Genomic DNA, 22156 nt, shown 5'->3' with positions numbered 1-22156 from the left:
CTCCAGTGGGCAAGCTTTACATAGTCGGCCTTGCTTCATTCCGAACCGCGGAAGATAAAGACCTCGCCGAGGCTTATCGCCGCGTCGCCGGCCAGAGACCAGGACGGGCAAAGAAAAATTAACGGTATCCAAGTTAGTTAAGCAAACGCACTTCCAGTGTTGCGACCCTCGCCGTCTTCCAATTTGGAAACGATTGGATTTGACCGCGGGCATATTTAACACCAGTTTCCGCCCTGTCGAACTGTGCAAAGGGAGCTTTGAGCAACAGTCAGGGAGAACCTGCACGTGTCGCTTCAAAGCACATCCAGCATTGGAGATGCGACTGTCCTTGCGCAGATCAAGGTGATCTCGGGAAAGTGCATCGAAGAGCGGAGACGGAAAGAACGGAAGACGCAGGAGCAGCTCGCCTCCGATGTCGGCATCGGCGTGCGCTGGCTGCGCGAGATCGAGTCGGGCAATCCGAAATCCTCAATCGAGGATCATCTTCGCTGCGCTTCCGGCGTGGGGCTTCCAGCCTCCTATTTCCTGATCCCGCTGATGTTCATGGATCATAAGATGGCGTTTCCACGACAACTACTTCTCGACGACATCGCCGCCCTCGAACAGCACTGTATCAGGTGCATAGGCGACTATTATGTCGACTCGATCGCGAGCCAATTGCGCCCAGCGATCGCGAGGCCGCCCTCCGACGACGATCGTTGAGGCCAGGTGCGAAATGGCGCCCGAAGCGGTTACGTCTGAAAGGGTCTACGCAGGCCTGCGGCGCGCAGTCGTTGGCGGCCGCTATCCTCCGGGCACGACACTCAATGCTCAGGCGATTGCGGAAGAATTCGGAACCAGCATCGCGCCAGTGCGTGATGCAATGCACCGGCTGGTGGGGGAGGGGCTTATCGAGGCACATCATGGCGGGGGGTTTCAGATTCCGACCCTTTCCGAAGACGGTCTCAGGGATCTTTATGTCTGGCACGGCCAGGTCCTGCGTCTCGCGATCAAACATCGCTCAAGCCCCAGCATCAGCATCGACATGTCGACCATTCTGGACGCACTCGACCCGACAAATACAAACGCGATCGCCGACGCGACGACCGAGCTCTTCTTCCGTCTCGCCGAGGGTTCCCGCAATGCGCAGCACGCCTTAACCATAGAGAGGGTAGGGGACCGACTCTACGCGACTCGATTACGTGAGACCGTCATCAAAGACCGCGTGGAGGAGCTCCGCGCGGTCTGGACCGTGACCGCGTCTGGTCGAGAGTCGGCCGTTCGTGACGCCATTTGGGCATATCATCGGCGGAGATTGCGCCGCGTTCCGGCTCTGATCAAGGAGCTTAGCCGACCGCTGTGATCGCGAAATCGTTCATTTGAATAGTATTTTCGGCCAGCTACCGGCGCTGCAGGCTGCTCCGGCATCGGGAACCTTATAAACTCCCAAACCGGGCACATATAAGATCGGGTATATTGGATCCGCCGACTAAATTTCTTGCACCGCAAATCCGCGGTGAATGCAAGGAGTCAGTCATGGAACGCGTGGAAAATCAGCTCGAAGGCGGGCTCGTCGATCTCGGGTCGGTGACCAAGGAAACCAAGGGCAACATCGCTCCGCTGGGCGACACCGTCGGTCTGTCGCAGGGCGGGGGTCTGTCCGACGATTGAGCGATCACCGGCGCGCGGGCACCCGCGCGCCGGCATTGCACGGAGGAACTCAATGGGCTTCCAGCTTCGAGAAGATCTTCATTTTTGTCTGTCAGGGGATCGCGTGGTGTTTCTCGACTTGCGCGCAAACCGCTATTTTGCCCTTCCGTCAAAAGTCGATCAGGCGTTCCAAGCAATGCTGGGGTCAGACTCTTTGGCGAATGACGACGGTATGAACGCCCTCCTCAAGCTTGGCGTGATCACCAATGGCGCGCGTGACGAAGGACTCGATCCATGTGCGCCAGCATTTCTGGCCGCCGACAGTATACTCGACGATCTCTCACCGCACACGACGTTCCTCGCGCTCGCTACGACGTTGCTTGCCATGGCGCGCGCCGAGGCGCAGTTGCGATTCGTTCGACTTGATCAACTGGTGACTAGGCTCCGCGTGTTAAAGACCAGGTCGAGCCAAAGGGTTGATGCGGCCCACGCAATCCGGGACGCGGTCGGTAGCTTTGCCGTGATGGGTCGATGGGTCTCCGCCCGCGATCGATGCCTCCCTCGCTCAATCGCCATGGCGCGCGTCCTTCTAGCGCGTGGCGTAAACGTGAACTTAGTCATCGGTGTAGCATCGCGGCCATTCCGGGCTCATTGTTGGGTTCAGCACAGACAGACCGTGCTCAACGACAGATTCGAGGGTCGATCCGAGGAACAGGAGCGCTGCGCCTGGCTTCATCTCGATGCTGACGCCTTCGGCCGCGTCGATCACAATCTCATTCTGTCGCAGGTGACTTCCCGGCCAGACGATGGTCGCACCATTTTCGGCAGTGTACGGCGAGAACGGCCACATCACATTGATGAGATATTCAACCCCCTCGGTGCGAACGGGCCACATGTCCTGGTCACGGTGCGGCGGCTGGGCCTCGCCTCCCGGCAGAATCTCGATCGCCTGGGTGAGGTTGAGTTGGATCGTATCGCAATGACGGCCCAGGATCGCCTCGACTGTCGAAAGCACTGTCTTGTGCTGAACGAACGCGGCCATATGTGCGCTACGGCGCAAGAGCCCATGAAAGCGCTTGGTCGTGTCACCATAAAAGGGACCGACCGAAAGCTTCGTGGCGTCGAGCACCGGCTCCAGGTCAGCTGCCAGTGCGCGCACCATAGCAGCCGGCATGGCATTCTGGATCACGCAATAGCCATGCGTGCACAACGCTTCGGCCTGCTCGCCCAATCCGAAATGCAGCGGATCAGCGGTGACGGTGGTCATCTCGTTCATGCCAGCACCCTTTCTCCGGCATCTGCAAACGAGAGCGGGGCGGACCTATAGGTGCCCGCATCGCGCAGCAGGTGCGGCGTCTCAGGGGTAATGTCGATCCTGAGCGCGCCCGTCAGGTTCCGACCGACCTTCTGTGGTAGGCCGAGTGGCCAGCAATCCCAGCCGAGGGCCAAAACCTGGCTGAGCCAGCCGGAGTCGGCGATGCAGGTAAACGCCGTGATTCCGTGCAGGAGAGCGTATTCGACGGCCGCGGTCGTCAACGCGTTACGCACGACCAAGCGCTCCGGCGCCCGCAGACGCATCGACAAACATCCCCTGCTTATCTCGAAAATGTCGGGTGACTGCGGCACGGCTGCGTCGCACAGCTCCGGAAAGATCGTCCCCAGAATATGCGGCCCATCGGTCGACAGAAGCCGGATCGACCCACGGTGCGCTCCATTCTCATCCGCAGCGATCAGATAGATCGCTCGCTCGTCATCGAACTGGTCCATCTCGAAGCAACCGTCGACGACCGGAACGTCCCACTTCAGAAGATCGACGAAGACATGTTTGCGATCGCGATGCATCGCATCGAGGACCGCGCTGGACCCGGGCGCCCGCGCGCCCCGAAAGATCTGAATCATGATTTGCTCCCGATTACAACGGGATCCATCTCGTTCGATTTTCAGGCGGCGCGCACCCGGCTAGGTAGAGGGTTGAACCGCATTTCCGGGCGAAATCAGCCGATTCACGCCGGCACTGGCTGTGCAGGGTCGACCGTCACGGTTGATCTCGCGCTACAGCCAGACGCGATGCGGGCGGGAGGGGAGAGAAGGGCGAGGGGGCGAGTCGTTCGGATCAGCGACAGGCTGTCGAAGCTGATCTGGGTGCCGATCCCTGCAGGAGTTCGTCCATGCCTTTCCGCCATCTCTGGGAACGACTGCGCGCGGGACGCACGGTCGTACCGCAAACGCGCGCCGCACAGCGCCGTCACCTTCTCGAAAGATCCACGCGGCTAGGTCCCCCCGCCGTGGCGCTGGCCAGGTCACGCTACGCGGGTCACGACAATATCGTCTTCGACCCGCTGGAGACGGAAGCCAGGATCCATCCAGACGGATTTGCGGTACGAGTCTGGGTGCTGGTGCCAAAGGGCGACGTGCCCGAAGATCGGCTCGAGGCGATCTCCAATAGCCTCCACAAACTCGCTCGACTGTCCCCGGATGCTCGGCAGATCTTCTTCCTGGCTACGAGCTACGGATTACGCGTCCAGGAGATTGCATCCTTGCTTGGGGTCAGCCCGCGCAAGGTGCGCCGTTCGATCCTCACCGCGATCGCCGCTCTCGATACGCGAGAAACCTGGAGCAGGCTCTGAAGCCGTTAAGCCCGCCAGGAGTCGGCCTTACATCTTGCGACGAGAGCAGACGTACAACGGCGCGGGCAGTTCGGCCCACATCGCCTCGAACTCCTCTTCGGTCGTGGGCACGGGGCGCTGCTCGGCGACGTCGATCGCGAGCGAAAGATGACACGCAAACGCCGTCAGACCCGCGCCGCCCCGATCGAGAATCTCCAGCGCTTCCCTCATCAACGACACGGCCTTCACCACCGCAGGGTCGGCTGCGCTCACGAGTTCTTCATCGCGAACGATCGACATGGCATTTCCCATCGCATTCCCTTCACCACTGGCATGTTCGTACCTCGGCGCACGACACAATCGCTCACCCCGATCCGATAGGATCGTCGAGCGCGGCGTCAGCGAGGTCCTTTATCGTTATCCTATGGTTGATTGAATTCATCGACCAGACGGCAATCATAAATTCGTGCCCATTTTGGGAGAAGCCCTTTTGAGGGCAGCGGACGCACGCGATCTATTGCGCGTCGCCCGGAGAATTACCCGACGAAAGTCATCTCTATGCCCACAACTGATTGCACTGCCGGCCGCGCGGAGCTGGAAGCACGCGGCATGGCGCTTGTCCGTTATCTTGGCGGACACTGGACTGGCGGCAAAGGCATGTGCCGCTGCCCTGCGCACCCGGACCGAAACCCAAGTCTTTCGGTGCGGACCGGCGACACCGACCTCCTCTTCAAATGCTTCGCGGGCTGCGACACGATCGATGTCCTGCGCGCGATCACTCGGCTTGGACCGATACCTTCAGGCGGGGCGGCGACCGGAATCCTTCCACCGCCAGCCGCTGATGAGGGCTGGCTGCGATCGCGTGCCACTGACCTTTGGGACGACGCGCGCGCCATCACGGACACGCCGGTCGCGCGATATTTGCTGAACCGTGCGATCGGCCATGTCTCGCCAGCGCTCCGCTTTCACCCGCGCACGCCGCTCGGGCCACGGCGCCAGATCGTCTTTCGCCCCGCAATGCTCGCCGCCGTTCAGGAGGGCACTCGCGTGATAGCCGTCCAGCGGACCTTCCTGGACACGGTGCTCGCGCGCCGGGCACGGGACCTTGAAAATCCCCGTCGCATGCTGGGGCGTCCGGCACGCGGCGCCGTCATGCTGTCCGATGCCACCGACGTCCTTGGCCTGGCGGAAGGCGTTGAAACCGCGTTCTCCGCCATGATCCTGCTCGGCATCCCCGTCTGGGCCGCTCTTGGCAATGAGCGGCTCGGCAGGATTGCGGTCCCATCCGGCGTAGAACGTCTGATACTCCTGCCCGACAATGATCGGCCGGGTCGCCGCGCGGAGATTGTCGCGCGCGAAGCCCATGCCAGGCCCGGACGAACGATCGAAACGATCTGGCCCTGGCACGGCCTGAACGACTGGAACGATGTCCTTCGACGGGAAGGGGAGAGGGGTGGGGGGCGGAGGCGGCAGGCGGCCTGACGGTCGGGTCGCGTTCGCCCTCGGAGAATATCCATGTCCCAGCTACCCATCCTGGTACCGGCATCGAAGCTCACCAAGTCGCCGACCAACGTCCGCAAATCAACCGATCCGGTCGCCGACGCACAGCTCGAGGCGAACATCGCCGAAAAAGGAATCATCCAGAACCTCATCGGCGTGCCCGTCGCACGCAAGAAGGGTCAGTATCGCATCACCGCGGGCGGACGCCGGCTCGACGCCGTGCACCGGCTCATCGACAAGGCCGTTTTCGATGCCGACTATCTTGTACCCGTGCTGCCGCTCGCCGACCCCAAGGACGCGATCGAAATCAGCCTCGCCGAAAACTTCTTCCGCCTGGCTATGAATCCCGCGGAGGCCTGCCGCGCCTTTCAGGATGTCATCGAGACCGAGGGCAAGACCCCGGCCGATGTCGCAAAACGGTTCGGCGTGACCGAAAAATTCGTGCACGGGCGGTTGCGCCTCGCAGCCCTTGCCGAACCCGTCTTCGATGCGCTGGCCTCCAACGCCATCACCCTCGACGTCGCCATGGCGTATGCCGCCACCTCGGACACCGAACGCCAGACTGCTGTTTTCAGGCAGATGGGCGAGGGCTATCATCGCTCCAACGTGAGCGAAATCCGCCGACAGCTTGCGTCGTTCAGTTACAGGGCGAGCGATCCACGCGCGCTGCTGGTTGGCCGCGATGCCTATCTCGCCGCAGGCGGCCGAATCGATAAGGATCTGTTCTCGGACGCCGACAGCGAAAGCTGGCTCGACACGCAGATTGTTGACGCTCTCGCGGAGGAAGCCCTCGCTGCAGCCGCCGAAACCATTCGCGAGCGTGACGGTTTTCAGGAAGTAAGAGCCGTTGCGGCGACGCACGTTCCCTATACCGAGACCTACGCGCTGCAGCCACTTCGTGGCGACCTGCCGCCGCTCGCGCCCGAGCAGGAAACGCGCCAGGCCGAGATCAAAGCCGAACTCGAGGAGATCGCCTCAGCGCGCGAGGATGAAGGTTATGCGCCCAGTGTAGATGACGAATTGCGGAACGACGCCCTCGAAGCTGAACTCGCCTCGATCACCGAGCGCACTCCGGTCCTGACCGACACGCAGAAGGCAGAAGCCGTCGCCTATATCGTCATCGGTCCAGACGGCTCCCCGCGCGTCCACGAGCAGCTCTATGTCGCACTTGAACCGAATACTGCGGAAGATCAGGACGATGGCGCCGGGCGGGACCCCGAAGCTGACGAGGCAATCGTCGTCGCAAACGATGCCAAGCCTGTGATCAGTCAGCGCCTCGCCGATGAGCTGGCGGCGATGAAGACCGAGCTTATCGCCATCCATGTCGCCAGCGACCCGGTCTTCGCGCTCGATCTCGGCACCTTCATCATGGTCGAGGCGGCCTCCCGACCGATGGACAGCGATGACGTTCCGAGCGAGCTTCGGGCGATCCGCCCGACACCGCGTGTCCAGGGATTTGACAGCGGCACGCCTGCCGCAGCCGAATGGACCAAGCTCGACAAGGCGCTCAATCGCAGCTGGATCGGTCACGAGACGATCCAACAACGCTACGACGCCTTTTGCGCGCTCGACGATGCTGAGCGCGCTGCCTGGCTGGGCTGGGCGATCGCCCGCACGATCGACGCGGTTCCAAGCGGAAGGACCGGCAGCGACTTCCTCGACCATCTTGGGGCCAAGCTCGCCATCGACGTCGCGACGTGGTGGCGCCCGACCGCGCGGGCCTATTTCGACCGCATCACCAAGCCGGCGATCCTGGGTCTGTTCGAAGAGGTCGGTGGAGTCGAGCTCAAGCAACGCTACAGCGCGAGCAAGAAACACGACCTCGCGGCCTCGGCCGAACGTCTGTTCGCGGGCGACATCATCGTCGAGGCCGATGTGAAGGCCAGGGCCGTGCGGTGGATCCCCGACGGTATGCGCTTCTCGGCCAATCCGGCTGCGGCCAGCACCGAGACCGTGGCGGACGAGACGATCACGGACGAACCGGCAGTTGGCTCTGCGCCCCACGATGCACAGCGCCGCTCGCCGACGCCGCCTGACGCTTAACCCGGCGGCCAGCTTCGGCCGGCTGCCGGGCATCTTCGCCATCGCCGCGCTCCGCTCGACCTGCACCCGTCACCAATCGCCACCGTGAGGGGAGGGGGCGGGAACGGATGTGGTGCGCCATGCGCCCGCCATCAGGAGAATCCCTCATGTCCCAGCCCTTGCTCGCGCTCATACCGCCCGATCCCGCTGATCGCCCTTACGCGACCCTGATCACCGTCGCCCGCTCGATCCATCAACTGCTCCATCGGCAGGGTACGATCAGCCGACAGGCCCTGCAGAAGTTGATGACGCAAGGCTTCGGCGGCACCGACGCTTCCGGGGCCTGGTCGATGCGAGATGCTTATGAAGCGCTCGAAACAGCGCAGGTACTCCTCCTCCGCGCGCGCGACTGCCGCCATCTTTCCGGCGCGACCCCGCAGGATCGGTTTCGTTCCCTCCAGTCGCTCGAGCGCTCCCTCCCGACGCAGACCTACCGCTCTGAACGCCAGGTCGATCTGCAGCAGTTCAGCACGCCGCTAACCCTCGCCTGGCTCGCCGGAATGGCCGCCGCCATTGACAAGACCGACCGCGTTCTCGAACCTTCCGCCGGCACCGGCTTGCTGGCAGTCTACGCGGCCCGTGCAGGCGCCTCCCTCATCCTCAACGAGCGCGATCCCCAGCGCGCGGCGCTGCTCTGCGAGGCGCTCGGTCAGCCTGTTACCGATCATGATGGCGAGCATATCGACGATCTCCTGCCCGCCACGGCACGTCCGACAACAGTGCTGATCAACCCGCCCTTCAGCCGCAGCGTATCACGCGGGCATGACCGGCACGCCGGCGCGCGTCATCTCCGGTCGGCATTGCTGCGACTTGCCCCAGGCGGGCGCTGTGTCGCGATCATGTCCCCGGGCTTCGCCCGCGCCAACACCGGAGGCCCTGGTTATGAGGCGGTCTGCGAGGTCGCGACGCCGCGCGTCGAGATCGACATCGAAGGCAGCCCCTATGCGAAACATGGCACCTCGATCAATGTCCGCCTGCTGGTGTTCGACAAGGGCTGGTCAGGCGCCACCGAACATCACCGCGCGGCCAATCTGGAAGCTGCACTGCCGCTGGTCCTGGCTCTGCCGCCGCGCCTCACGCTTGACCAGCCGCCGCCGGCGCCGGCCGCTGCCGGAATCAGACCCCGCCTGCCGACCCGGCCTGCTTCAAATGGATTGCTGCGCGGCCTGACGACCAAGGCACTCACTGCTCCCACGCCGACAGCCCCGCCGCCATCACCCATCGCCCCGCTCGCGTATCGCGTCCGAGACGAGATCCGCCCCGCCGGCGAGGCCAGCGGGATCTATGCACCCTGGCGGCTCGCACGCATCGATATCGATGGTGCCAATCCCCATCCCGACGCCCTGGTCGAGTCGCTGGCGATGGCTTCCGTGCCGCCGCCCGCGCCGCGCTACCGCCCGATGCTGCCCGACCGCACCGTCCGAGCGCTTTCCGACGCCCAGCTTGAGGTCATCATCCAGGCCGGCGACGCCTTCGAGCGCGACCTGCCTGGGCGCTTTCGGGCTAACGCCGCCGGCGATCGCCTGATCGAGGACGAAAACGGCAAGGCGTACCGCACCGGTTTCTATATCGGCGATGGCACCGGCGTCGGTAAAGGGCGGGAGGCGGCCGGCTGCATCATGGACCAATGGTGCCAGGGACGCCGTAAGGCCGTCTATCTCTCGAAGAGCAGCGCGCTGGAGGTCGAAGCGAAGCGCGACTGGACCGCCCTTGGTGGCCTCTCCGTCGACGTTCAGGGGCTCGACGTCTTCCCGCTGGGCAAGCCGATCGCAATGCCGTCCGGAATCCTCTTTTGCACCTATGCCACATTACGCTCCCAGCGGCATGATGAAGCCTCCCGGCTCCAGCAGATCCTCGACTGGCTCGGGGAGGATTTCGACGGCATCATCGTGATCGACGAGGCCCACGCGCTCGCCAATGCCGCCGGCACCGAGACGCAATTCGGCGCCGCAAAGGGCTCGGAACAGGGACTAACCGGTGTCCGTCTTCAAAACGCGCAGCCACGCGCTCGCATCCTCTATCTGTCCGCGACCGGGGCCACCGACCCCTCCAATCTCTGCTACGCCGCGCGTCTCGGCCTATGGGGACCAGGCACAGCCTTTCCCGACCGGAACGCCTTCATGGCGGCGATGGACGAAGGGGGCATTGCCGCCATGGAAATCGTCGCCGTGCGCCGTGGTGGCGCGATTGAAAGGAGTGATGACATGTCATCTGGATAGCTGGAAGAATCCATGCGCCCCCGACTCACCGGTGCCGACGATGAATCGGCTGAAACCTCGAAAGGGGAACGGGACCATAGCATGTCGGGAAAAGGTCCAAGCGGCAGAAGCCATTGTATGCCGGGAGGATCAGCGCAAGGCACGTATGGTGAAAGCTGAATTGCCTGAACCCCAGTCCTCAGGGCGTTAAGTTCCACAGCGGCGTAGCAATGGCTGTCACGTCGCACCGCGTTGAAGATGGTCCTCGGACTAGGGGCCATCGATGAAGGGAGCATCCGTGCGACACGCTCCCGGTCCAGCCGACGCGGCCTGCCCTCTATCAGGGGGATCAAAGGGACGAACGGGGCACCTGTCCGTGCTGTATCTCCTCGATTGCGTAAACACGGGATCGCCTAAACGGGCGTTGACCCAGTCAACGACCCGCATGGCGACAGAGCCGTCATAGTAGCCGAACGCTTGCCGTAATGGGCAGGACAGCCTTCCTCTTCGGGAGGACGGTCGAAGGATGAAAGGCTCCGGGCAACCGGAGACGGGATTTCCGAAGCCGGGTGAAGGACGGCAGGACTTGCAGGACCAGTCAAAGAAACATGGTGGATGTGCTGATGCTACCCGATACCGTGTACAAAAGGCTGGGAACCATCGGTAACCTGACCCGGCAGGGAAAGAGGATCAATGGTCTCTCGCGCCTGATGCAAAGCCGTATCCTTTGGGAGAAAGCTTATGCCGAGATGGCGTCCAACAAGGGCGCGCTCACGCGTGGTGTGACGAACAACACGCTCGATGGCTTCTCATCCGAGCGGGTCGAGAACCTCATCGCGCGGATCAGTGCGGGGGATTACCGATTTACCCCTGTCCGCCGGGTTTATATTCCCAAGGCCAACGGAAAGAAGCGCCCGTTGGGTGTGCCTACCGCCGATGACAAGCTCGTTCAGGGCGTGGTGAAGCTGTTGCTGGAAGTCGTGTATGAACCTGTTTTCAGCGTTCATTCGCACGGCTTCCGGCGTGGCCGATCCTGCCATACCGCGCTGGATAAGATCAAGAACGGCTGGACGGGTGTAAAATGGTTCGTTGATGTCGATGTGGTCGGGTTCTTCGACAACATCGATCATCGCATCCTTCTGAACCTTCTCAAGAAAAGGATCGACGACAAACGTTTCATCAAGGTCGTCGAAGGGATGCTAAAGGCCGGATACATGGAAGAGTGGAAATTCCACGCGACCATGAGCGGTACGCCGCAAGGTGGTATCGTATCCCCGATCCTCGCCAACATCTATCTTCATGAACTCGACGAGTTTCTGGAGCAGGAGAAAGCGCGGTTCGATAAGGGTAGAATGCGGGCTTTCACCCGGCGCTACCGGACCTTAGCAACGGCCATACGGCTGAACCGCCAGAAAGCTGATGTCCTCTACGCTGAAGGCCGGACGGTCGAGGCAGATCGGCTGAAGCAAAAGGTGGCGAAGCTCGAAGCAGAACGGCGATCCACGCCGTCGAAGGATGGGTTCGACCCGAACTACCGACGGCTGCTCTTCTGTCGATATGCTGATGATTTCCTTATCGGCGTCATCGGCAGCAAAGCCGATGCCCGGGACATCATGCAACGCGTCACGGACTTTTTGCGGGACGAGTTGCGTCTCGAAGCATCGGCGGAAAAGAGCGGGATAAGCAAGGCAACGACCGGAACCCTGTTCCTCGGCTACGGCGTGAAAACCGCCACGGCCAACAGGCTACGGAAAACACGTATCGGTGGTCGGGTGGTGCTCATGCGCTCGCCCGGCGACCGTGTCCGCCTTCTCGTTCCGCAAAACAGGATCGTGAGGTTCAACCGTGAAAAAGGGTATGGCGATCTGGGGCGTCTCCGGGCGGTCCATCGTGCCTATCTGATCGACAGCTCTGCGCTGGAGATCGTGCTGGCATACAACGCCGAGATGCGCGGCTTTGCGAACTATTACCGGCTCGCATATTTCGTCAAGCACAGCCTCAACAAGCTTTACTTCCTTTGGAGGACCAGCTTGTTGCGGACCTTGGCAAGTAAGTACCGGTCGTCGGTCAACAAGGTCGTGCATCAACTCAGAAGCGGGACAGACCTTGCGGTTTCTGTCAAAATGGGCGGGAAGGAGCGTGGGGCGTCGGTCTTCAAGATGAAGGAGATCGATCAATTGCCTAAGCTCGGTCAGGCGGTCGACATACGGCCAGTCGTGCAATTTACGAAGGCACGATCGGACGTACTCGATCGCCTACGGGCCAACGCATGCGAATACTGCGGCAGGCAGGACCAGCCATGTGAGGTCCATCATGTTCGGCGAATGCGGGACATGAAGGGGTCCGAGCTTTGGCAACAGGTCGCGGCGGCACGGCGACGTAAACGCGTCGTTCTCTGCCGGCCTTGTCACAGGGCGCTCCATGCCGGGAAGCTGACACGGCAAACGGTTATCGACACGCAGGACTGGAGAGCCGGATGATGCGAAAGTATCCCGTCCGGTTCGGTGGGCGGGGGAGATGTGTCCTCTCACGAGGCGCATCCCCCCGACCCAATCGCGACCTGAAAGCGATGGGCCTTTACACCGCCCGGGCGCTCAGCTTCGCCGGCGTCGAATATGAAGCGCTCGAGCACCAACTGACCGCTGACCAGATCGATATCTACGATGCATTTGCGGACAGCTGGAGCATCATCCACCGAAATCTCGACGAGGTGCTGAAAGCCTCCGGCATCGTCGATCGCATGTCGGGCGATGTCCTTAATGCCCAGGCGCGCAGTTCCGCCCTCAGCCGCTTCGAAAGCTCGAAACAGCGCTTCTTTTCGGCCCTGCTGGTCGCGCTCAAGATGCCGACCCTCGTTAAGGCTATCGAGGCCGAGATCGGCCACGGTCACGCGGCAGTCGTCCAGCTTGTCACCACGGCGGAAGCGATCCTCGATCGACGCCTTGCAGGTCTCTCCGACGAAGAACGCGCGAGCCTGGACCTTGAGCTGTCACCGCTCGACACGCTGATCGAGTATCTGCGCAGCGGCTTTCCCACGCGGCAGATGCGGACCTTCCGCACCGATGGGGGTGACCTACGGTCGGAGCTTATGGTCGATGAGGATGGCAACCCCGTCCATTGTCAGGAGGCAATCCGCGCCCGCGACAATCTGATCGAGCAGCTTTGTTCCATGCCGGCTATCCCAGCAGCCCTCGACTCCCTGCTCCGGCATTTTGGTACCGACGCCGTCGCGGAAGTCACAGGCCGCAGCCGCCGTATCATTGTCGACAGGACCGGGCGCCAGAAGCTCGAACGGCGCGGCGCCCGTGCGAGCATCGCCGACGCCGACGCCTTTCAGGACGGGCGCAAGGCCGTGCTGGTCTTCTCCGACGCGGGCGGCACCGGGCGCAGCTATCATGCCGAGCGCAACGCCAAAAGCGCTGGGAAACGCCGCATCCATTTCCTCCTCGAACCAGGCTGGCGCGCGGCCGCCGCCGTCCAGGGGCTGGGTCGCACGCACCGAACCAACCAGACCGTGCCCCCGGTGTTCCGCCCCGTCACCACCGACTGCAAGGGGGAACGCCGCTTCATTTCCACCATCGCGCGTCGACTCGACAGCCTGGGGGCGCTCACGCGCGGCCAGCGACAGACCGGCGGTCAGAACCTGTTCGACCCGGCCGACAATCTCGAAAGCGATTATGCCCGCGAAGCACTCAATCAATGGTATCATCTGCTCCACGACGGCAAGCTCGCCAGCACGACGCTTGAAGCCTTCGTTGAACTCACGGGGCTGAAGCTCGTCAATGCCGACGACGGTTCGCTGCTCGAGCATCTTCCGCCGATCCAACGCTGGCTGAACCGCATTCTCGCGCTGCGTATTGCCACCCAGAACGCCATTTTTGAGGAATATCTCGGCCTCATCCAGGCCCGAGTCGACGCGGCACGCGAAGCCGGCACCCTCGATGTCGGCGTCGAAACCATCCTCGCCGAGAAGATCATCCGTCTCGACGACCAGCTTCTCCGGCGCGACCCGGTCACCGGCGCCGAAACCCGCCTGCAGCGTCTCGAACTCCACATCAAACGCCATGCGACCAGTTTTCACCGATTGATGACGGTCTGGGGCGAGACTCCCGACATCGGCTATCTGTGGAACAGCCGATCCGAACGTGTGGCGCTGCGCGTCCCATCCTGGTCCGTCACCGACGAGGAAGGCCGCATCATTCCGATGTGTCGCATGGTGCGCCCGACCGGCAGCGATCGCCTTGATGCAGCGTCGCTATGGCATTCACACTGGACCTCGATCGAACCAGCCGATTTCCAGTCGCGCTGGGACGAAGAAGCCGTCGAAGCGCAATCGAAGGTCGATATAGAGACGATCAGTATCGCAACCGGCCTGCTCCTGCCGGTCTGGCACAAATTGCCCACCGACGATGTTCGCGTATGGCGCGTGTCGGACGAAGGCGGCAACAGTCTCCTCGGGCGCATCGTCCCCGACCACGCCATCGGCGCTCTCGCGTCCGCCTTCGGTATCGACGCGGAACTCCGCCTCACGCCGCACCAGATCATCGCCGCCGCCAGGGACGGCGCCGGGGCACCGCTGCCAGGATTCGGCGACGCGCGCCTGGTCACGGCGCTGGTCAATGGACAGCGCCGACTGGAAGTCCGGGACTTCCCGCCCGAGCGGCGCGAGTGGCTGAAATCGCTCGGATGCTTCGTCGAGATCATAGCGTACAAGGCGCGCATGTTCGTGCCGGCCGATCTGGCTCCGAAGATCATCGATCGCATCGTCGCGCCGGCTGTTTGAACCCGGCGCATACCAGTGCGCTGACCACGGCGAGCGTCGTGAAAGGCCCCGCCGCGCTGAAAGTCCATCGGCCCGTTGGGCAGTGGGACAATCTGGAATTGAACTCCAATCTCTTTCCCCAATGGGAGAAGAAGCATCCCCGGCGATAGTGACTACAGATGCCGCTCCACATCCTGCCTACCGTGCAGGATGCGCATGATCTCCAACCGGTCACCGTGGTCGCGAAAATAGATCATGTGCGACCGGGTCGAAAACTTCAGATATCCGGGCCGCACATCAACCACCCTTCCTCGCTTCGCGCCGGCCGCCAACGTATGGCAGACGTCGCGAATTTCGTCGATGTAGCGGTCGGCCTGATCTGGTCCCCAATTGTCGGCGCTGTAGTCCCAAATACCTTCGATATCCGCTTCCGCCGCAGGCGAGAAGGCAAGAGCCTTCATCAGCCCTCATACCCCGCCCGCTTGCGGGCTTTGAATGCCTCGAAGTCGAAGGGGCGTGGTTCTCCGGATTGTTCCCCGGCGATCAAGGCGTCCTGCAGCGCCTTTATTTTGGCTTCATGCTCTTCCAAGAGCCGCAGCCCGGCCCGAATGACGTCGCTGGCTGACCCATAACGCCCTGCTTGCACCTGCTCGCTTATGAAGCCGGTGAAGTGGTCTCCAATCGTTACGGATGTATTGCGGGCCATCGCTACCCTTCCAATTTCACAGCAACATTCACATATACCAAAAAGTATTACACGGCAATCCGGATCACCGGACTCATCAACGCACGCGCATGCCGGAGAGGAGCAGGTCCACCAAATGAGCAACGCGCGACGCCGGTGCGCTGTCCTTTTCGCCGACCGCTATCGCTTGTTGGAACAGTTTCTACGGCCTAAACGGCCGGGGCTGTTCCGATCACGTCCTTCAACCAGACAGCGGCAGCATTGCGAATCCGGATATGACCGAGATCATCCAGCACGTTATGCGGCAGACGCTCGCCCGCCTCCAGCTCCAACAGGCGTCGGCCGGGATGGCCGTCCGGCAACATCGTCAGCAATCGCGCCGCGGTATCCGGATCACGAACCGCCAGGCGTCGAATTCCCACCAGCAGCAGGGCGCGCTGCATTGGCGCCTGCGCCACTCGCTCCAGGGCTTCAACGGCCTTGTCGAGCTCACCATGGGTGGCCAGCAACACGATAGCCGAAGCGGCGATGGGCGCCGGCGCTCTGAGCAGAAACCGCGGCGTGATCGCCTCGAGAATAGCCGGGGCTACCGACGCCGCAGCTGTCAGGGCGTCTATCGCATCGACGCGAACCCAACGCGGCTCCGGGTCGGACGCCAATGTCCATATCGCTTCCTGAGCGCCAGGCGGACCGAAGTTGGCTGCAACCTTCAAGGCCTCAATACCCAGCAACCGATCTTCGGTGCGGTCCGCCGTTCCAATAAGGGCATCACAAATGCCTGCGTCGAGCGGTCCATAGTCCGTCAGGGCCGCGGCTGCCGCCCTGGCGATCGGATAAGAGGCCGGCTCTTCCCGATATGGCTCGGCGTCTGACCACCGATCGCCGAGGAGATGGATGAGCGACGCAACATGATCAGCATGAGGATGAGCCCTTAGCTGAGCGACCAGCGATCGCCGCACACGGTGGCCCTTATCCTCGCGAAGGACGAGAATCGACGGCGGAAAGGGCGTCATCGCATTGCGGCACAAGGCTTCCATCGTCACCTGGCGCGCGTCGGCGAAACGGGAGACCAGGCCAAGTTCCAGGCCGTCCACCCGGCCGATCGCAGCCGCCGCTTCTACCGCCCGTCGTGCGACGGCCGCGTCAGTCGCGATAGTCGACAAGCGCTGCACGGCGTCAATGTCATAAATGCCGTTCGCCAGTTGCACGTCTATCAGCCGATCAAGCGCGAGATCAGAAACTTCGGGCACAGCCGCCGCAATCAATGCCCGGGCGTCGGCGCTAAGCTCACCGGCGGCACCCGGCGATGCGAGGAAGGCCTGAAACAACTCGACCATGGCGGACCCCGCTGGCGCCACGGCCTCTTCCACCACGACCCGCCCGCTGGCCTCGTCCCGCGCCGCGTCCGTCCGGGACAGGTCATGCACGATCATCACACACTCGTGCGGGGGCAGGGCGCTCTCCGTCAGACAGACCGCGATCAAACGCGGCGACACACCGGCCAGGATTTGAGCAAGTGCATCCCGCAAATCCTGGTCCGCTGAACACTCGCAGATCCGCTGGATCAAATCCGACTCAAGATCGGCGCTCCATTGCCTGCGAACGGCATCCCAGGCGCGCGCCTCAACATCGTCCACGCGCGCGAGCGCGAGCAATGCCCGCAGTTCATCCGGTTCCGAAACGGCGTCCTTGGCGAGCAACGCCCCCGACCACCACCAAGAAAGCTCGGCGCCGCGGGGATGGGTCGCCAGGGCGAGCCACCCCTCGCGATCACGCATATGCTCGACATAAGCCGTGAGAAAGACCCCGGCGGCATAGCCGTCTTCCTGATAGGACTCCTCCCAATGTTCCTCATAGGCCTGGTCGAACTCGCCATTCTCGACCTCGAGCTTGCGAACAAGCCCTGTCTCCCGCCACTGCCTCGACGACGCCGACACCTCATCGAGGCTTGCCGTGACAACCACCTCGTAGCCATGCGCGTCGCCAAGGGCGCCGGCGGCGATCGTCTCATAGTTGTTGTCGAATCCGCCGCCCGTGGCCGAGAGCGCGGCATCGATAAAGGCCCTCGTCAGATCGGGTGCAATCCGATCCAGCAACTCCAAAAAGTCGGCACCGTAGCTATCACGCTCATGCGGCAGGATATCACGGATGAACCTTTCGCTGATGATCCGAGAGCGTGGGTCCGCCGCAATCGCAGTATACCAGGCATCCGGATAGGTCGGTGCGACCCAGTCATCATTGAAAAAGTCACCGCCATGCCGGACGCCCAACACGAACCATCGCGCAAGCTCGGCGGGCGGATTGGCGGGTGCCCCGACATCGGCGGCAAGCTGAAGCAGCGCGCGAAAATCCGATTGCGGATCAATCAGACCCTCGGCCAGCCACGGATCGATCGCCACCATCGCGCCCGCAGGCGCGACGAAATTCAAATAATTTTCCCTGCGAGCCGCGCGAATGACGAGCGCCGCAGTCTCCAGACCCCAGCCCCGCGCGGTACCGGTCAAACCGGACAGGCTCGCCACCAATAGCTCGATGGCCCGGCAGGCGCGCCCGGGCTGTGCACGCATCGCCTCTTCCAGCCCGGCGCGCACGCTCGGATGCGCAAAGCTGATTGCACTCTCTGGTTGCCGAAGATGCCGCGCAGCGACGAGCGTGTTGACGAACCGATCAAGGCCATCTTCGAAGGCCCGATCCGACCGCAGGGCACGCTGTATGTCGACAAGCCGTTCTCGATCGAAGCCCGACGACGTGGCCAGCAACGCCCAGACGATCGCCGTCCATCCTGCGCTGTCGATCGCCTCCACCTGACGCAGGACAACGCCTTCGATCGCGTCGCGATGGGAGAGATCCAAAATCCTCCGGTAAAATGCCTCGTCGACCTCGCCGTCCTCTGGCCCGGCAGCGAAATGGTCGAAAAACTGGTCAATCTCCAGCGGGGTCTCAAGGGCCTCCAGGGCCCGCGCCCGGAATCTGTCGGCACGCCCCTGCAGGCCGACCGCCAGCCCGTTCAGACGCAGGTCGTAGATTCGCGCCAGCGGCGCACCGTCATACTGGTCTGCATCCAGCAGAACCGACCAGCGCTTCAGATTTGTGTCGGCGCGTGCCAGCCCCAGCATATCCGAGCGACTGGTGACGACAAACATCCGATCGCCGCGCGCGTCCCGTAGCATCCGCGGCAACTGATCGGTCCAGGCCTCCGAGCCTCCACGCAGTCTATATTGCCCCCACGGATCCTCGATATAAAATAGCGTCGGACCGCTATGTACGACCGTCCGCGTGGACGCTGGATCGGCCACGACGGTGTCGACCCTCAACTCCGGTATCCTGCGCTGCAAGGCCGCGATCAGTGCAAGCGCGGTGCGGGTCTTCCCCGTTCCCGATGGGCCGGCAATCACGACCGCGTGATCCCGCTCCAGCCTGCCCAACAGCACATCCCAATTGGAGGGCTCGACGAATGTCTCGAGTTCGGGCGCGCTCGCGAGATAGCCGCCATGTTCCCGGATAAGCCCGATCAGATCTGCGCGCGTCCAGATGCCCGGACGATTTCCGCGCATGCGTATCGACGCTTCCTCCCTCAGTCGGCCGCGGCAACGATCGAGCCGATCATGCGCAATCCCAAGAAAATCGCCGAGGTGCTCACGGATCATGCGATCGATCACCCAGGCTGTGGCGCCCGCCCAGATCGCGACCCGGCCTTCGGGGGCAGGCGGGAGCACCGTTCGCAGGTGGGCCGGAAATCGCCCCGTATCCGGCCATTCCCCGAAATCACCGACCATCAGGTCTCGCAGTACACCCGAAACGTCGGCACTCGTCACCAGCAGATACCGGTTCGTCGGCGTTTCGAGTTGGACGGCTGCGGGCGGGCGCTGCACGCCGTGCTGCAGAAGCGCCTCGAAATCCTGGATCTGCCATGGCCCCGTCGAACGCAGCTTCGTCTGGACGATCAGTCTGTAGCCACCGATGGCTGCCGACGACGAGACCCTGCCTGGAACCGCAGGCTGGAGGTCCGCCTCCAGGTCCTCTTCGTTCGCCGGCTCAAGCGTGATGTGCGACGCCAGCTTCTTCACGAGGAGCAGTTCCAACGCCGCCAGGATCGACACGTCGAGCTGGTAATGAAAACCCTCCAGCGCTGCGGCCCCGCCACGCGGGGGCGCCGCCGCATTGACCGGACGGATCGGCCCGCCGGGCTGAGCAGGAAGCGCCATCAGAAATATCTATCCTGCTCTTGCGCGCAGTCTCGATCTGATCCTGTCATCACACCGCCGCCGTGCCGAAGTCGCGATAGGCATATTCGATGAGGTCGCGCACCAATTCGAGGATGTCGCTGCGGGGAAAGCCGTCAAACGGATAACCATGCGCGAGGTCGTTGCGGATCTCCGACAGCGTCGGTCGCGCGGCCGGTGGGCCGCCTTCGCGATCGAGACGCAAGCGATCCACCACGGTCCCGCCATAGCGGGCAATCATCGGGATCTGCGCGTCGGTCAGGCCGTCCTGGACCACCATATGGTCGAGCAGATCGGCAAACGCCTTGATCGGAGGTTTGCGCATCATACTCGGCTTGCGCGGCTTACCGCGAGCAGGGACCTTGTCACCGTAGCAGTCGTTCAGCGCCAACTCGAGAGCCGTGAGGGCGACCAGTTCTCCGGCCTTGATCAGATCGATATCGACCCAGGCCAGCAGATAGAGCTTTTGCGCCCGCCGATACTTCGCTGCGACGATCTCGGGAATCCCTTGGCGCAGGCCAAGATCTTCCACACACAACCTCCATTCTGACAAGGTCTCGAAGGTCCGAAACCCTGCCGGCTGACCCGGTTGTGGCCAGGGCAGCGTCAAGGACGCCGCCCGCGGCGCGAGCTGTCGAGCAAGGGTCTCAAGGAAAGTTTCTTGTTGTGTCATCGCCCTATTCCGGCAGCTCGGCTTCGCGCAGCACGCGCATCACTTCGCGGAACACCCCGTTAAATTCGGGCAGATCGCTCATCTGATGCTGCAAGCGCGCCGTCCACAGCGTGCTTAGGCGCTTCTCCTTGGCGGCGATCGTCGCCGTCACGCCACCGGGCGGGCGACCGCGAAGGGCAAGTTTCTGCGTGAACTCGGCAAGATATTCCGCGGGGCGAATGTCATGCTCGTCGAGCAGGTTCCAGAGGTCATAGAGGTCGCGTGGTTCGGTACGCGCCTTGTCGGACAGGGCGGCCAGCTTTTCGATGAAAATCTCCGCCAGGCCATAGGCCAGGACGGTCGGTCCATCGGGCAGATCGGAAAACTCCTCGAAAGTCCGCAGGATCGGTCGCTCGGCGAGAGGAAAGCAGAACACCTCGTTGATCGTGATATCGACCTTTACATCGCTGCGCGCGGGCAGGGGCCCCTTGTAGCTCAAATAGAAGGTGTGAGTATTCTGATGGCCATGCCGATCAGGCCGGTCATACGCCATGCTGATTCCCGACGCTGTCTCAACAAGGGCGAAAATCTCGTTCAGACCGGACAAGATCGCGTCGAGCTCGATCGGCTTGATCAACGAAAAATCGAGATCTTCGGAGAAGCGATAATTCTCGAACCAGCAGCGCCTGAGCGCCGTGCCGCCCTTGAAGGCGAGATAGTCGCGCAGGGAATGCTGGGCCAGACCGGTCAGGAACCACGCCAGGCAATAGTCGCGCTCGATCACCGCCTCGGGAATACGACGGCCGCCGGATGAACGCAGAGTGTTGGCGATGCGGGACAAGTCGCGTTGGGGGATCATCAACTGCTCCGGACCAGATCGAGTTCGTCGGGCTCGATGTTGAGCCGAAGGCGCCAGCGCGCGATCATCCGGCCCTCGTTGGGGAATAACGGATCGAGGCGCTGATAGGTCGGGGTCAGCCGCGCGCGCAACGGCTCCAGCACACCCGGGTCAGCCAGATCATAATATTCGAGCAGATAGCCGAGGCGGCGGATCACCGCGCCGACGCCGAGCCTAAGCGCGTAGTCGATCAGATGATCGATCCGCAGCGTGTCACGCTTCATCCAGAGGCCCTTGGCGACTTCGGTGACGCCGCCGACATATTGCGGATGGTCCAGGCCATCGATGACGGTGCGTTCCGGATCACTGACCATGACCTGCTCTTCGGAAGTGATCCAGATCTGGGCAAGACCGAAAAAGTCCTCCGGCCGAACCTCGACGAAGCGGAATTCATAGCCGTGGATATGCTGCGGACGCAGGCGTTTGGCGCAGGACACCACAATCGCCAGTTGCGGCTGGGTGACCATGCGATGCAACTCGAGCGCGCTGCCGTGCGAGATGAAATAGGGCGCATCGCCGACCAGGGTTCTGGCGATGAGGTAGGGGTTGCCGACATGCTCGGTGTCGCGGCCACGCTCGAACGGCACCAGATTGTAGAGACCCGGCTTGAGACGCGTAACGACGCCGCGTGCCTCTGCTTTGGCGACAAGATTGCGCGCCGAGGGCGGATTAAGCCCGGTGATGTCCGTAACATCGGCGAGCGAGAAAATCTGCTGGCGCCGCTCGTTGAGCTCCACGACGAGCTGGGCAGCGCGCGGACCCAGCGTCTTGAGGTTAGATGTTTCGCGCAATTCACACCTCATGGAGCGACGTTCTGCGCGTTCGATATAACGGAAATTATATTTCCTGGCAATGGCGTCTCTTAGACTGACGCGAATTGCGCGCCGAATATAGTTCGACATCGACACGGGGCGAGCAACC

17 protein-coding genes and 2 pseudogenes are annotated in these 22156 nt (G+C 62.6%); 10 read left to right on the top strand and 9 right to left on the bottom strand.

The window, feature by feature from the left end; all coding sequences use genetic code 11:
* The first annotated feature begins 285 nt into the window (after positions 1–285).
* The 4 genes and pseudogenes from RN629_RS12635 to RN629_RS12620 form a co-directional block, all read left to right on the top strand.
* A complete protein-coding gene (locus RN629_RS12635) occupies positions 286–702 on the top strand; it encodes a helix-turn-helix transcriptional regulator (protein WP_281124247.1) in 417 nt (138 codons plus the stop codon).
* 13 nt (positions 703–715) lie between these two features.
* Positions 716–1342, top strand: coding sequence for a GntR family transcriptional regulator (locus tag RN629_RS12630; RefSeq protein ID WP_281124245.1), 627 nt, complete (start codon positions 716–718; stop codon positions 1340–1342).
* Positions 1343–1515: 173 nt separating this feature from the next.
* Positions 1516–1650 (top strand): benenodin family lasso peptide, encoded by a 135-nt coding sequence (locus tag RN629_RS12625; protein WP_281124243.1) that lies wholly within the window; start codon positions 1516–1518, stop codon positions 1648–1650.
* Positions 1651–1702: 52 nt separating this feature from the next.
* A pseudogene (locus tag RN629_RS12620) lies at positions 1703–2263 on the top strand (lasso peptide biosynthesis B2 protein); the annotation flags it as partial.
* Here RN629_RS12620 and RN629_RS12615 read toward each other — a convergent pair.
* A complete protein-coding gene (locus RN629_RS12615) occupies positions 2243–2896 on the bottom strand; it encodes a phytanoyl-CoA dioxygenase family protein (RefSeq protein ID WP_407035501.1) in 654 nt (217 codons plus the stop codon). The pseudogene RN629_RS12620 and the gene RN629_RS12615 overlap by 21 nt on opposite strands.
* A gap of 5 nt (positions 2897–2901) precedes the next feature.
* The gene (locus tag RN629_RS12610; protein ID WP_281124205.1) at positions 2902–3528 is read right to left on the bottom strand and encodes an acyl-homoserine-lactone synthase; all 627 of its coding nucleotides are present in this window, start codon (positions 3526–3528) and stop codon (positions 2902–2904) included.
* 269 nt (positions 3529–3797) lie between these two features.
* On the opposite strand from RN629_RS12610, the gene RN629_RS12605 reads away from it, so the two are divergent.
* A complete protein-coding gene (locus RN629_RS12605; protein WP_281124204.1) occupies positions 3798–4256 on the top strand; it encodes a sigma factor-like helix-turn-helix DNA-binding protein in 459 nt (152 codons plus the stop codon).
* Between the two features lie 27 nt (positions 4257–4283).
* Here the strand turns inward: RN629_RS12605 and RN629_RS12600 are convergent, their stop codons facing one another.
* Positions 4284–4535, bottom strand: coding sequence for a hypothetical protein (locus RN629_RS12600; RefSeq protein WP_407035499.1), 252 nt, complete (start codon positions 4533–4535; stop codon positions 4284–4286).
* Between the two features lie 309 nt (positions 4536–4844).
* Here RN629_RS12600 and RN629_RS12595 point away from each other — a divergent pair, with 309 nt between their 5' ends.
* The 5 genes and pseudogenes from RN629_RS12595 to RN629_RS12575 all read left to right on the top strand — a co-directional run.
* Positions 4845–5717: a DUF7146 domain-containing protein gene (locus RN629_RS12595; RefSeq protein ID WP_281124200.1), complete on the top strand. Its 873-nt coding sequence runs from the start codon at positions 4845–4847 to the stop codon at positions 5715–5717.
* Between the two features lie 33 nt (positions 5718–5750).
* Complete coding sequence (locus RN629_RS12590) at positions 5751–7778, top strand: ParB/RepB/Spo0J family partition protein (RefSeq protein ID WP_407035498.1); 2028 nt, start codon at positions 5751–5753, stop codon at positions 7776–7778.
* A 146-nt stretch (positions 7779–7924) separates the two neighbouring features.
* Complete coding sequence (locus tag RN629_RS12585) at positions 7925–10036, top strand: strawberry notch-like NTP hydrolase domain-containing protein (RefSeq protein ID WP_407035497.1); 2112 nt, start codon at positions 7925–7927, stop codon at positions 10034–10036.
* A gap of 587 nt (positions 10037–10623) precedes the next feature.
* Positions 10624–12495 (top strand): reverse transcriptase domain-containing protein, encoded by a 1872-nt coding sequence (locus tag RN629_RS12580; RefSeq protein ID WP_407035496.1) that lies wholly within the window; start codon positions 10624–10626, stop codon positions 12493–12495.
* 74 nt (positions 12496–12569) lie between these two features.
* A pseudogene (locus RN629_RS12575) lies at positions 12570–14798 on the top strand (strawberry notch C-terminal domain-containing protein); the annotation flags it as partial.
* A 152-nt stretch (positions 14799–14950) separates the two neighbouring features.
* On the opposite strand, the gene RN629_RS12570 reads toward RN629_RS12575, so the two are convergent.
* From RN629_RS12570 to RN629_RS12545, 6 genes are all read right to left on the bottom strand, one after another.
* Positions 14951–15238: a type II toxin-antitoxin system RelE/ParE family toxin gene (locus RN629_RS12570; protein WP_281124196.1), complete on the bottom strand. Its 288-nt coding sequence runs from the start codon at positions 15236–15238 to the stop codon at positions 14951–14953.
* A complete protein-coding gene (locus RN629_RS12565; RefSeq protein WP_281124194.1) occupies positions 15238–15483 on the bottom strand; it encodes a type II toxin-antitoxin system ParD family antitoxin in 246 nt (81 codons plus the stop codon). Before RN629_RS12565 ends, RN629_RS12570 begins: the two co-directional genes overlap by 1 nt.
* 188 nt (positions 15484–15671) lie before the next feature.
* Positions 15672–19667, bottom strand: a complete 3996-nt coding sequence (locus RN629_RS12560; RefSeq protein ID WP_281124192.1) for an nSTAND3 domain-containing NTPase — start codon at positions 19665–19667, stop codon at positions 15672–15674.
* A 49-nt stretch (positions 19668–19716) separates the two neighbouring features.
* Positions 19717–20358, bottom strand: a complete 642-nt coding sequence (locus tag RN629_RS12555) for a hypothetical protein (protein ID WP_281124191.1) — start codon at positions 20356–20358, stop codon at positions 19717–19719.
* Between the two features lie 4 nt (positions 20359–20362).
* Positions 20363–21196 (bottom strand): nucleotidyl transferase AbiEii/AbiGii toxin family protein, encoded by an 834-nt coding sequence (locus RN629_RS12550; protein WP_281124189.1) that lies wholly within the window; start codon positions 21194–21196, stop codon positions 20363–20365.
* Positions 21196–22137: a type IV toxin-antitoxin system AbiEi family antitoxin domain-containing protein gene (locus RN629_RS12545; RefSeq protein WP_407035500.1), complete on the bottom strand. Its 942-nt coding sequence runs from the start codon at positions 22135–22137 to the stop codon at positions 21196–21198. The genes RN629_RS12550 and RN629_RS12545 overlap by 1 nt, the downstream gene beginning before the upstream one ends.
* Positions 22138–22156: the final 19 nt, after the last annotated feature.

Origin of the sequence: Facivitalis istanbulensis (genome assembly GCF_040560405.1) — a bacterium.
GTDB lineage: Bacteria > Pseudomonadota > Alphaproteobacteria > Sphingomonadales > Sphingomonadaceae > Sphingomonas > Sphingomonas istanbulensis.
Note: the sequence above shows the minus strand (reverse complement) of the source record. Positions and strands in the feature narration are given on the sequence as shown.